Genomic DNA, 12877 nt, shown 5'->3' on the forward strand with positions numbered 1-12877 from the left:
TCTTGAATTCTTGAATTCGTTACGTTGGTCGCGTCACTTTTGACGCGTGACGAAGCGGGCCAGAATGTTCAGGCCGAGCACAGCCAGTGTGATCAGGAACACACCGGCCCATGCCAGGTGTTGCCAGTTTTCATACGGGCTCATCGCAAACTTGAAGATGGTGACCGGCAGGCTGGCCATCGGCTTGCCGAGGTCGCCATTCCAGAACTGGTTGTTCAGCGCGGTGAACAGCAGTGGAGCGGTTTCGCCAGCGATGCGGGCCACGGCCAGCAGCACACCGGTGATCACACCGGCACGGGCGGCGCGCAGCGTCACCATGGTGATGACCTTCCACTTGGGCGTGCCCAGAGCGTAGGCCGCTTCACGCAGGCTCGAAGGCACCAGCGTCAACATGTTCTCGGTAGTACGAATGACCACCGGAATCACGATCAGCGCCAGAGCCAGAATACCGGCGTAGGCCGAGAAGCTCTTGAACTTGGCCACCACGATGGCGTAGACGAACAGGCCGATCACGATGGACGGAGCCGACAGCAGAATGTCGTTCACAAAGCGCGTGATCGAAGCCAGCCAGCCGCGTGGGTCGTACTCGGCCAGATACACACCGGCCATGATGCCGATGGGCGTGCCGACGAAGGTGGCGAGCGACACCATCACCAGCGAGCCAAAGATCGCGTTGGCGATGCCGCCGTCTTCATTGGGTGGCGGCGTCATTTCGGTGAACAGCGTCACGCTGAGACCGCCGATACCGAGGCGCAGGGTTTCCCACAGAATCCAGATCAGCCAGAACACGCCGAAGGCCATGGCGGCGAGCGACAGCGCCAGCGCGATCTGGTTCACGCGCTTGCGGCCAGCGTAGCGCGCAGCCCGCACCTTGGCGAGTTCCTGCGCGGCGATGAGTTGTGTGGAGGTGGCTGTGTTCACGAACGAGCTCCTTCGGCTTTCTTCAGGCGATTCAGCAGCAGCTTGGACAGCGACAGAACCACGAAGGTGATGAAGAACAGGACCAGACCCAGATAGATCAGCGATGCCTGGTGCAGGCCTTCGCCCGCTTCGGCGAACTCGTTGGCGAGCGCCGAGGTGATGCTGTTGGCGGCCTCGAAGACCGACAGCGAGTTGAGCTGGTTCATGTTGCCGATCACGAAGGTCACGGCCATGGTTTCACCCAGCGCGCGGCCCAGACCCAGCATCACGCCACCAAGCACACCGGCCTTGGTGTAGGGCAGAACCACTTTCCAGACCACTTCCCAGGTCGTGGAACCCAGGCCGTAGGCCGATTCCTTGAGCAGCGCGGGAGTGACTTCGAACACGTCGCGCATCACCGAGGCGATGAACGGGATGATCATGATCGCGAGGATGATGCCGGCCGACAGGATACCGATGCCGACCGGAGGGCCGGAGACCAGCGCGCCGAGGAAAGGCACACCGGTGAACATCTTCTGCAGAGGCCCTTGCACGTAGGTGGCGAGGATGGGGCCGAACACCATCAGACCCCACATGCCGTAGACGATGGACGGAACCGCTGCCAGCAGTTCGATGGCCGTGCCCAGTGGGCGCTTGAGCCATGCGGGCGAGAGTTCGGTCAGAAACAGGGCAATGCCGAAGCTCACCGGCACCGCGATCAACAGGGCGATGGCCGAGGTGGCCAGCGTACCGTAGATCATCACCAGGCCGCCGTACTGGTTCTGCACGGGGTCCCAGACGCTGCTGGTCAAAAAGCCGAGGCCATAAGTGGTGATGGACGGCCATGCGCCGTACACCAGAGAAATGAGGATGCCGATGAGCAGCATCAGAGTGAGCAACGCGGCTGCGCGTGCACACCAGCCGAACAATCGGTCTACAAAAGTGCCTGACATGGGGTTGGTACGGCGCGGGGGGGTATTTTTGGACACTCTCTCCACATCCTTCAATGAAGAATTGGATGATGATACGGGCAGTGTTGTGGACACGTCAGACGCCTTCGTAAGGTGTTTGGGAAAGACGATCTCGCGGGAGACCGGATTTCCCACAGACAACCCCGCAAATGCCGACAATCCAGTTGCGGGACATATGCGGGGTCATTTATTGGAGGTATCCGGTCAGATCGACGCTGATTACTTCACTTCGATGGACTTGCCGGAAGCGTCCTTGATGTCGGCCCACGACTTGAAGATCACTTGCTTGACGCTGTCGGGCATCGGCACGTAGTCCAGATCGCCAGCAGTCTTGTCGCCATTCTTGTAAGCCCACTCGAAGAACTTCAGCGACGTGGCGGCCTGCACTGGCTTGTCCTGTGTCTTGTGCATCAGGATGAAGGTGGCGGAGGTGATTGGCCATGCATCCTTGCCGGGTTGCTCAGTCAGGATCTGGTAGAAGCTCTTGGACCAGTCAGCACCGGCAGCAGCGGCCTTGAAGTTCGCATCGTCAGGCGACACGAAGTTGCCGTCCTTGTTCTGCAGCTGCGTGTAGATCATCTTGTTCTGCTTGACGTAAGCGTACTCGACGTAGCCGATCGAGTTGGGCAGACGGCCCACGAAAGCGGCCACGCCTTCATTGCCCTTGCCACCCGCGCCGGTAGGCCAGTTCACTGCCGTGCCTTCACCGATCTTTTCCTTCCACTCGGGGTTCACCTTCGACAGGTAGTTGGTGAAGCCGAAGGTCGTGCCCGAACCGTCAGCGCGGCGCACGGGAGCAATGGCGGCGTCAGGCAGGTTCACGCCGGGGTTCAGCGCCTTGATGGCTGCGTCGTTCCAGTTGGTGATCTTGCCCAGGAAGATGTCGCCCAGCACCTTGCCGGAGAGCTTCAGTTGGCCGGGAGCGATGCCCTTGATGTTCACGACCGGCACAATGCCGCCGATCACGGTGGGGAACTGCACCAGGCCCTTGGCCTTCAGTTCTTCGTCCTTCAGAGGAGCGTCGGAAGCGCCGAAGTCCACGGTCTTGGCTTCGATCTGGCGCAGGCCAGCGCCGGAGCCGACGGATTGGTAGTTGATCTTGACGCTGGTTGCCTTGTTGTAGTCGGCAGCCCACTTGGAATACAGAGGTGCCGGGAAGCTGGCGCCTGCGCCTGTTGCTTCGCTCTGTGCCATGGCGGAGGAGAACGCACCCATTGCGACCAGACCGGACACCAGAACACGAATTGCAGACATTGTCATGAGAGAGACCTCAAGGTTGAACAAACATGTGATGGGATGAAATGTAGAAGTCCTATATGACAGAGTCGTGACACATTGGTTTTGTCACAAAGAATTTTCAGAGGAGAGTCGCAACGAAACTGTCATAAAACCGCCTTGAACGGCTCGTAACATGAAGTTTCCAAACGCAAATTTCCTGTTACCAACATGCCTAGCCTCCCCACCCTGTCCGAACCGCTGGCCCCACGCACCGAACGCGGCACCACCAGCCGCATCACCCGCCGGGTTTGGCTCAAGAACACCGGGCTGGTGGCGGCGCTGGGCACCGCCCTCCCGGTTACAAGCGTGCTGGCCGCTGGCGAAAGCAACGCGGTGGCCAGCGTCACCCAGATCGTGGACATGTCGCCGCTGCAGCAGGACATCAGCCGCGACTTTCTGATCGGCTCACGCGTGGCGTGGCAGGAATTCAACGCCCGCGAACGCGCCCGAGGCCGCGCCATCCAGCATCAGGTGATCGAAACCGACGGCAGCGCTCGCGCCGTGAAGGCCGCATGGCAGGCCGCAGTGATCGACCCGACCTGCGTGGCGCTCAGCGGCTGTGTGGGCGACACCACAGCCGCCGCCGTGGCAACGCTGCAACGCACGCCCGGCAACAACGCCCTGCCCCTGGTCGCCCCGTGGCTGCAACGCGAGTGGTCGGACAGCGAAAACAGCGTCTTTCAAGCGTTTCCCGACTATCAGGCACAGATCGCCCACGCGGTGAAGTCGCTGGCCGTCATGGGCGTCAAGCAGGTCGGGGTCGTCTATGCCACGCCGGAGCTGCAAAAAGAGCTGAGCGCCTCCATGGCGCTCGCGGGCAGCGCTCAGGGGCTCAAGCTGCAGGTGATCGACGCCACCAAGCGCCCTGCCTCGCCGCCCGCGCTGATTCTGTTCATCGGCGGCACGCCCGAGCTGCACGCCTTCGCCAATCTGGTGGGCGGTAAAGGCGGCTCGCACTGCTACCTGATCGCGCTGGCCGACGTGAATCTTCAGGTGCTCACCCAGCTCGGTGGCGTGCCGCGCAATGTCTCGGTGATCGTCACCCAGCCGGTGCCCACGGTGAGTTCCGGCATGCAGGTGGTGCGCAGCTACCGCGCCGCGCTGGGCAAGCTGTATGACGAGCCTCCTTCGCAGCACGGCCTTGCGGGCTATATCGCCGCGCGTTACACCGCCGAGGTGCTCGCCACGTTGGGAACGAATGTCACCCGCGCCAACGCCCTCGCCGCCTTCCGCAAGCGCACGGACCAGAAGATCGGCGGCTTCCTCATCGCCTATCAGGGCGAGAAGCTCAGCAACGTGAACGTCACCCAGAGCATGCTCACCTCGGACGGCCGCATCGTCGGTTGATCGCACTTGAACGCCATCCAGCCGGTCGAAATGCGACCATGTCCTGCACTCAGCCATGAGGGTCGGTGCTATGCTGCGCCGCGAGTAAAGACGACGAAGACGCGCAAAGCACCAAGCCCCCCTTTTATGCAAGATGGAACATTGCTGGCTGCCGTGGACCTTGGGTCCAACAGCTTCCGACTGGAAATCGGCCGATATGAGCACGGCCACATCGAAAAGATCGAATACTTCAAGGAAACCGTACGCCAAGGCGCAGGGCTGGATGAAGACAAGAACCTGACCGCTGAATCGATGCAGCGCGGCTGGGACTGTCTCGCCCGCTTTGCCGAGCGACTGGCCGGTTTCCCGAAAGCGCATGTGCGCGCCGTCGCCACGCAGACGCTGCGCGAGGCACGCAACCGCGAAGTGTTCATCGAGCGCGGTGGCCAGATCCTTGGCTACCCGATCGACATCGTCTCCGGCCCCGAGGAGGCACGCCTGATCTATCAGGGCGTGGCCCGCTTGCTGCCGCAATCGGACGAACGCCGCCTCGTGATCGACATCGGCGGACGCTCCACCGAAATCATTCTGGGCCGCCAGTTCACGCCGAGCGCCGTAGCGTCTTTCCGCGTGGGCAGCGTGGCCTGGTCCACGCGCTACTTTGCGGACGGCCAGTTCACCCCGCGCGCGTTCGAGGCTGCCGAAGTCGCCGCCAAAGCCGTGCTAGACGAAGCGCTTGATGTCTACCGCCGCGACACCTGGGACGTGGCCTATGGCTCGTCCGGTACCGTGGGCGCAGTTGGCGATCTGCTGGCCGCCGCTGGCGTGGTGCCCGAAGGCAAGATCACCCGCGAAGGTCTGGACTGGCTCTACGACCAATTGATTACCGCACGCAGCGCCGACCGCGTCCGCATGACAGGTCTCAAGGAAGACCGCCGTGCCGTGATCGGTGGCGGCATCAGCGTGCTGCGCGCCATCTTCAGCCTGCTGGACATCAAGGAAATGCTGGTCGCCCAAGGCGCGCTGCGTCAGGGCGCGCTCTACGATCTTCTGGATCGTGAACAGCCGCACACCGACCTGCGCTCATCCACCGTGCGCGGCCTCATGCAGCGCTTTGGCGTGGACGAGCTGCACGCGCAGCGCGTCGCGCAGATCGCCACCCAGCTTTTTGAAAGCGCCGCCCCCGCAGGCAGCGAACGTGCCGCGCGCAAGCTCGACTGGGCCGCTCGTCTGCACGAGATCGGCCAGCGCATCTCGCACAGCGGCTACCAGCGCCACGGCGCGTACATCCTCGATCACACCGACGCCGCAGGCTTTGCCCTGCCCGAGCTGCATCACCTGAGCCAGCTCGTGCTCGGCCATCGCGGCAAGGTGCACAAGATCGGCCTTGAACTCAGCGATTCGCAATTCGCGCTGCAGCTCATGTGCCTGCGCACCGCCATCGCCCTGTGCCACGCCCGCCGCGAGCCCGACACACGCGGCTTTGCGCTGAGCTTCGATGGCGAGCGCTGCATCGTCTCCTCGCGCGAAGGCTGGTCCGACAGCTATCCGCAGTCGGCGCACCTGCTCGAAGAAGAGCGCTTTTGCTGGCAAAAAACCCCTTGGGAATTTGTCACACAGTTAAGGTGACATTTGTTTGCAGAACGGTATAAACTGTTTATACCGTTTTTCAAATATCTGTCATGACCATCACAACCAAAACCCCTGCTACTCCGACCGCTGCCCCGACACCCGTTGCCGCCGCAGCGAAGAAGGTCGTGCAGCAAGCCGCTGCAGCCGCTCCGACTCCAGCGCCTGCCGCACCTGCTCCAGCCGCCAAGAAGAGCGCCGCCGCCCCAGCAGCTCCTGCCGCTCAAACCGCAGCAGCTCCAGCCAAGGCCAAGAAGGCCGCCAAGACGAGCACCAAGTCGGCCAGCAAATCATCAGCCAAGACCGCCGAATCCAAGCCTGCACCCAAGGCCCGCAAGGCCGCCTCCAAGGAAACGCCGAAGGCCGTCAAGGAAGCCAAGCCCAAGAAGCCCAAGCTCGTGCGCGACAGCTTCACCATCCCCAAGGATGAATACGCCGTCATCGACACCCTCAAGCTGCGTGGCGCCAAGCTCGATCACCCCGTCAAGAAAAGCGAACTGCTGCGCGCCGGCCTCAAGCTGCTCGCCTCGCTGAACGACCAACAACTGCAAGCCGCCCTCAAGGCCGTTCCAACGATCAAGACCGGTCGTCCAAAGGCTTGAACCACCAAGTTCTCGTCTACAGAAAATCCGGCGACTGCACCGACAGCAGAATCGTCTCTTCGAGCTCTTCCCTGCTGCGGTGCCTGAGCCACCAGACCGATCCCTTGCGAATCGCGCACTGGCTGGCCGTCATGCCGAGCAGCTTGGCCGCCGTTTCTCCCAGCATGGGCTGATGGCCGACCACCAGCACCGCGCCGCGTGACTTGGGCCATTGGGCCAGTTCCAACAGGTCCTCGACCGTGCCACCGGGCAGCAACTCAGCGCGCGGCTTGAACTTGCGGCCCAGGGCGCGAGCGGTCTGCTCGGTGCGGCGCGCTGGGCTGACCAGCACGCGCAGCCCCTCGGGCAGTTGGCGATCCAGCCATGAGGCCATGCGTGCGGCCTGCTTTTCGCCACGCGCGGTGAGCGGGCGCTCCAGATCTTCCCCGCCATCTGGTGCATCTTCGGCCTCTGCGTGCCTCCAGAGAATCAGATCCATTTCGCGTCTCTCTTCGTGGATATTGAGCTTCGTGTGTGATATTCGTGTGGCCCGTCGGACTGGCCTGTCAGGCCAGATAGTTCCGTGCTGGCGCATAGCGCGCCATCAGCGCCTTCTGCGCGCCCAGCCCATCGGTCACATGCAGCGCGCGCTCGTAGTGGCCATCTGCCTCCAGCGTCCAGGCATCGCGGTTGTCATGCAGATACGAGACGAGGCATTCATCGATGATGCGCTGGCGCATCTTCCTGTCCTTGATCGGCCATGCCAGTTCTACGCGGCGCAGCATGTTGCGGTTCATCCAGTCGGCGCTCGACAAGTACAGGTCTTCCTTGTTGCCCGCCGCGAAATAGAACACGCGTGTGTGCTCCAGAAAACGCCCGATCACCGAGCGCACGCGAATGCGGTCGGACACGCCCGGCACCTGCGCGGGCAGCATGCAGGCACCGCGAATGATCAGGTCGATCTGCGCGCCACGCTGGCCCGCCTGCAGCAGTGCCTGGATCAGTGCCTCGTCAGTCAACGCATTCATCTTGGCGACGATGCGCGCGTTCTCGCCGCGTGCTGCGGCTTGGCCCACGGCGTTGATCATGTCGATCATGCGCTGCTGCAATTCGAACGGCGCGAGGATCAGATCATTCAGCTTGGGCACGCGGTTCTGGTTGGCCAGATGGTCGAATACTGTGTCCATGTCGGCGGTGATGCGCTCGTCGGCGGTCAGGCAGCTCAGGTCGGTGTAGAGCTTGGCGGTGCGCGGGTTGTAGTTGCCGGTGGAGAGATGGCCGTAGCGGCGCAGTTGCCGCCCTTCGCGCCGCGTGACAAGCAGCATCTTGGCGTGCGTCTTCAATCCCACGACGCCATATACCACCTGCGCGCCGATCGACTCCAGCGCCTCGGCCCAGTTGATGTTGGCCTCTTCGTCAAAACGCGCCTTCAACTCGACCACCGCAGTGACTTCCTTGCCGCGCCGCACAGCTTCGCGCAACAGGTCCATCATTTCGGAATCCGCACCCGTGCGGTAGATCGTCTGCTTGATGACCAGCACCTTGGGATCGTTCACCGCCTCGCGCAGAAACGCGAGCACGCCGTCGAAGCTCTCGAACGGCTGGTGAATCATCACATCGCGCTTTTTCAGTTCGGCAAAGATCGATGTGCTGCGCGGCAGTTGCTCCGGCCACGCGGGCTGCCAAGCGGAAAACAACAGCGAGCGATCGGCCACCAGCTCCACTATCTGCGACAGACGCACCAGATTCACCGGCCCCTGCACACGGTACAGCGCCGCCGCAGGCAGATTGAACTGCGTGAGCAGAAAGTCCGACATGAAGCGCGAGCAGCCGGACGACACTTCCAGCCGCACCGCCTGACCGAAATGCCGATGCTGCAAACCCTGGCGCAAGGCCATGCGCAGATTGCGCACATCTTCCTCGTCCACCGCCAGATCGGAATGGCGCGTGACGCGGAACTGCGAAAACTCGGTCACCTCGCGGCCCGGAAACAGATCGGCCAGGTGCGAGCGAATGATGCTGGAGAGCGTGACAACCTGCACGCCCTTCGGCGCCACATCACCCGGCAGGCGGATCACGCGCGGCAGAATGCGCGGAATCTTGACAATGGCGATCTCGTTGGAGCGCCCGAACGCATCGCCACCCTTCAAGCGGACAATGAAGTTGAGCGATTTGTTGGCCACCTGCGGGAACGGATGCGACGGATCGAGCCCGACCGGAATCAGCAGCGGACGCACGTCGCGCTGGAAATACTCCTTCACCCAGCGCTTTTGGGCGCTCGAACGCTCGCCGTGCGACACCACGCGAATGCCGTGCTTTTCGAACTCGGGGATCAGCGAATCGTTGTACAGCGCGTACTGGCGCTCCACCAGTTGATGCGCCTTCTCGGCCAGCGCCTCGAACGAGGCCACGTTGTACTCGCCCTTGGTCTCGCCCTGCTGGGCTGCCTGCAGATGGGCGGCTGCGCGCACTTCAAAGAATTCATCGAGATTAGACGACACGATGCACAGATAGCGCAGGCGCTCGAGCAGCGGCACATCGGGGCGCACGGCCCAGTCGAAAACGCGTTCGTTGAACGCCAGAATGCTGTGATCGCGGTCGAGCAAAGCTATCTTCTTGCCGTCCAGCCCCTCGGGAGACCGAGTGGTGAAAACGGCAGCACTACCCTCTGTTGCTGTCATGGACGATGGCGTGGACACGGAGAAAGGCATACGAATGAATCAGTCGAGATCGATGACAATCAGTATCAAATGCGCTCATGACAATCATGTGACAGCGTCATTACTTTGTCATATCTCAGACAAATATTCATCTGTATGTTCGATGGATTCGACAGAACCGAAAGTAAGAAAGCGCCGACACTTGGCTGCGGCGACGCTTGACCATTCAAAGAGCCAAAGACTCAGCGATTCAGAAAATGCTTGCGGTACTTGGCAGGCAAGTCTTCCAGACGCATCAGCATCGGCAGATCGGCGGTGTTGAAATCCGGGTCCCATGCAGGAGCGCCCAGAATGCGTGTGCCGAGGCGCAGATAGCCCTTGATCAGCGCCGGTGGGTCCACGTCGAGGCTGGAATCCAGCGTCTCCAGCGGCAGCGGCAGGCGCGGACGCACGTGGTACTCGATGGGAGCCATGTGTGTCTCGCTGATGCGACGGTAGATGCTTGCCGCCACATCGCCGGTCACCACACCGTTGTGCAGCATCGGAATGCTGGCGCAGCCAATCATGGTGTCCAGCGAGTTGCGCACCATGAAGTCGGCCAGCGCACCCCACAGCGCAAGCACCACACCGCCATGGCGATGGTCCGGGTGCACGCAACTGCGACCAAGCTCCACCATGCGGCTGCGCAACGTGCGCAGGCGGGTCAAGTCGAATTCGGTGTCGCTGTAGGTGCTGCCCACGCGGCGGGCCTGCACGGGCGTCAGCACGCGGTAGGTGCCGATCACCTGGCGCGTGACCACATCGCGCACCAGCAGGTGTTCACAGAAATCATCGAACAGGTCGATGTCGTGACCGGCGACCGGCGTGCTCAGTTGCGCACCCATCTCGGAGACGAACACATCGAAGCGCAGTTTCTGCGCCTCTCTCACTTCATCGAGGTTGCGCGCCCAGGAGACTTCAATCCCGCCGCGCGCCTCCGAAACTTGCCCCACATGGCTCGCATCAGATGGGCGGTGAAGTGACCCCCTGGGCAAGGAAGCCGGGCTCAAAGGCATCGTCGGGCTTGGCAAGTCACTCATGGGGGAATTCCTCTTCTTGTGGAGGACATGCCAGACAGCTACCCGGACAGGAGCGCCCCGCCTCCGCAGGAAATTGTGGAAGGCGGCGGTGACGAGTGCGTGTCAGCCGGGTGACTTTTTCGTGACGTCAGCCTGCGCGGGCCACATCGGCCAAAGTTTGCGCGTAGTGATTGGCGTCATCGGCGCTTTCTGCTTCCACCATCACACGCAACAGCGGTTCGGTGCCGCTGGCGCGGATCAGCACGCGGCCCTGATCTCCGAGGGTCTGTTCGGCGTCGCGCGTGGCGTCGGCGAGCTTGGTGTTTTGCTTCCAGTCCTGACCGGGTTGCAGGCGCACGTTGAGCAGCACTTGCGGGAACAGCTTCACGTCGGCAAGCAGTTGCGGCAGTGTCTTTTCGGCGCGCACGCAAGCCTGCATGACCTGCAGCGCGCTCACGAGGCCGTCGCCGGTCGTGTGCTTGTCGAGCGCGAGCAGGTGACCCGAGCCTTCGCCGCCGAGCTGCCAGCCGTTCTTGACGAGCTCTTCGAGCACATATCGGTCACCCACCTTGGCGCGCACGAACTGCACGCCCTTGCGGCGCAGTGCGACTTCAACGGCCATGTTGGTCATGAGCGTGCCGACAACGCCCGGCACGGACTCACCGCGCGACAGGCGGTCGATGGTCATGAGGTACAGCAGCTCGTCGCCGTTGTACAGACGGCCTTGTGCATCGACCATCTGCAGACGGTCGGCATCGCCGTCGAGCGCGATGCCGTAGTGCGCATGGTTGGCACGCACGGCACGCACGAGCGCGTCGGGATGGGTCGCGCCCACGTCGCGGTTGATGTTGAAGCCGTCAGGCGAGCAGCCGATCGAGATGACTTCCGCGCCGAGTTCATGGAACACCTTGGGCGCAATGTGATACGCCGCACCGTTGGCCGCATCGACGACGATGCGCAGGCCGCGCAGCGTCAGGTCGTTGGCGAAGGTGCTCTTGCAGAATTCGATGTAGCGACCGGCGGCATCATCGAGACGCTTGGCCTTGCCGAGCGAGTGCGAGTCGGCCCACACGGGCGGCTCTTCGAGTGCGGCTTCAACCTGCTCTTCCCAACTGTCGGGCAGCTTGGTGCCACGCGCGGAAAAGAACTTGATGCCATTGTCCTGAAACGCGTTGTGGCTAGCGCTGATCACCACGCCAAGGCTGGCGCGTTGCGCGCGCGTGAGGTAGGCCACGCCCGGTGTCGGCAACGGGCCGAGCAGCACGACATCCACGCCTGCGGAGTTGAAGCCGGATTCGAGCGCGCTCTCCAGCATGTAGCCGGAAATGCGTGTGTCCTTGCCGATCAGCACCGTGGGGCGATCTTCTGTACGACGCAGCACGCGGCCCACGGCATGGGCGAGCTTGAGGGCAAAGTCGGGCGTGATCGGAGCGACGCCTACGGTGCCGCGAATTCCATCGGTACCAAAGTAGCGACGTGTCATTGTTATCTCCCTGTTGCCTGTTTGTGTTGAGTGGGGTGTCTGATTTTTGGAGTTTGCTTCATCAAGCCTGTGCGGGCCGCTCTTGTGCGCGCATCGCCTGCCAGACCTTGAGTGCGGCCACCGTGTCGCGCACATCATGCACGCGCACGATGGCCGAGCCGCGTTGCACCGACAGCAGCGCCGCCGCCACGCTGGCGCCAAGTCGCTGATCGACGGGCAAGCCGGTCACCGCACCCAACGAGGACTTGCGTGACCAGCCCGCAAGCCATGGCAGCGAGGATAGAGCCAGCAGTTCTTTCTGGCGTGCAAGCAATGCAAAATTCTGCTCCACGGTCTTGCCGAAGCCGGTGCCCGTGTCGAGCACGATGCGCTCGCTCGCCACGCCCTTTTCGCGCAGCAGCTTCACCTGCTCGTCCAGAAAGCGCCAGACCTCGTGCACCACATCGCCCGTCATGGTCTGCACCTGCATGGTCTGCGGATCGCGGTGCATGTGCATCAGGCACACGCCGCATGTGGAATGCGCAGCGACCGCATCGCGCGCACCCGGCTGACGCAGCGCCCAGATGTCGTTGATGATGTCCGCGCCCTCGTCCAGCGCCGCGCGCATGACTTCGGGCTTGTAGGTGTCGATGGACAGCGGAACGCCCAAATCGCGCGCCGCCCGCACCACAGGAATCACACGCGCCAATTCCTCATCCAAAGGAACCGCGGGACTGCCCGGCCGCGTGGATTCGCCGCCGATGTCGAGAATGTCCGCGCCCTGCTCGATCAGCGCCTCGCAATGCGCGAGTGCATCCTTGGCGTTGTCGTGCGTGCCGCCATCCGAGAACGAATCGGGGGTGACGTTGACGATGCCCATCACCTTGGGCTGATTCAGATCGATCTGGAAACGACCGGCTTGCCAGTACATACCTGCTGAAATTCCTTGGGTTGCTTTGTCTTGCCTGAGCGCTGCTGCTTGCGCACCTTGCGCCAGAAAGAACAAAGGGGC

General features: G+C 62.5%; 11 protein-coding genes. 3 read left to right on the forward strand and 8 right to left on the reverse strand.

From position 1 onward, the window contains the following. Positions 1 to 33: 33 nt before the first annotated feature. From pstA to pstS, 3 genes are all read right to left on the reverse strand, one after another. Positions 34 to 921, reverse strand: a complete 888-nt coding sequence (gene pstA / locus G7048_RS00640) for a phosphate ABC transporter permease PstA (protein WP_166066310.1) — start codon at positions 919 to 921, stop codon at positions 34 to 36. After that, positions 918 to 1853, reverse strand: coding sequence for a phosphate ABC transporter permease subunit PstC (gene pstC / locus G7048_RS00645; protein ID WP_166070716.1), 936 nt, complete (start codon positions 1851 to 1853; stop codon positions 918 to 920). Before pstC ends, pstA begins: the two co-directional genes overlap by 4 nt. A 237-nt stretch (positions 1854 to 2090) precedes the next feature. Next, positions 2091 to 3131 (reverse strand): phosphate ABC transporter substrate-binding protein PstS, encoded by a 1041-nt coding sequence (pstS, locus tag G7048_RS00650; protein ID WP_166066311.1) that lies wholly within the window; start codon positions 3129 to 3131, stop codon positions 2091 to 2093. Positions 3132 to 3317: 186 nt separating this feature from the next. On the opposite strand from pstS, the gene G7048_RS00655 reads away from it, so the two are divergent. The 3 genes from G7048_RS00655 (at position 3318) to G7048_RS00665 (ending at position 6706) form a co-directional block, all read left to right on the forward strand. Further along, positions 3318 to 4496, forward strand: a complete 1179-nt coding sequence (locus tag G7048_RS00655; protein WP_166066312.1) for an ABC transporter substrate-binding protein — start codon at positions 3318 to 3320, stop codon at positions 4494 to 4496. Between the two features lie 126 nt (positions 4497 to 4622). Continuing rightward, complete coding sequence (locus G7048_RS00660) at positions 4623 to 6104, forward strand: Ppx/GppA phosphatase family protein (RefSeq protein ID WP_166066313.1); 1482 nt, start codon at positions 4623 to 4625, stop codon at positions 6102 to 6104. 53 nt (positions 6105 to 6157) lie between these two features. After that, positions 6158 to 6706: a hypothetical protein gene (locus G7048_RS00665; RefSeq protein ID WP_166066314.1), complete on the forward strand. Its 549-nt coding sequence runs from the start codon at positions 6158 to 6160 to the stop codon at positions 6704 to 6706. A gap of 16 nt (positions 6707 to 6722) precedes the next feature. Here the strand turns inward: G7048_RS00665 and G7048_RS00670 are convergent, their stop codons facing one another. The 5 genes from G7048_RS00670 to folP all read right to left on the reverse strand — a co-directional run bounded on the left by G7048_RS00670 (position 6723) and on the right by folP (position 12796). After that, complete coding sequence (locus tag G7048_RS00670; protein WP_166066315.1) at positions 6723 to 7184, reverse strand: histidine phosphatase family protein; 462 nt, start codon at positions 7182 to 7184, stop codon at positions 6723 to 6725. Positions 7185 to 7251: 67 nt separating this feature from the next. Then, a complete protein-coding gene (gene ppk1, locus G7048_RS00675; protein WP_166066316.1) occupies positions 7252 to 9396 on the reverse strand; it encodes a polyphosphate kinase 1 in 2145 nt (714 codons plus the stop codon). 191 nt (positions 9397 to 9587) lie between these two features. Then, the gene (locus G7048_RS00680) at positions 9588 to 10424 is read right to left on the reverse strand and encodes a GNAT family N-acetyltransferase (RefSeq protein ID WP_166066317.1); all 837 of its coding nucleotides are present in this window, start codon (positions 10422 to 10424) and stop codon (positions 9588 to 9590) included. A gap of 127 nt (positions 10425 to 10551) precedes the next feature. Beyond that, a complete protein-coding gene (glmM, locus tag G7048_RS00685) occupies positions 10552 to 11886 on the reverse strand; it encodes a phosphoglucosamine mutase (RefSeq protein WP_166066319.1) in 1335 nt (444 codons plus the stop codon). Between the two features lie 61 nt (positions 11887 to 11947). Next, entirely contained in the window at positions 11948 to 12796 is an 849-nt protein-coding gene (folP, locus tag G7048_RS00690) for a dihydropteroate synthase (RefSeq protein ID WP_166066320.1), read from the reverse strand. Positions 12797 to 12877: the final 81 nt, after the last annotated feature.

It is taken from the genome of Diaphorobacter sp. HDW4B (assembly GCF_011305535.1).
GTDB lineage: Bacteria > Pseudomonadota > Gammaproteobacteria > Burkholderiales > Burkholderiaceae_C > Diaphorobacter_A.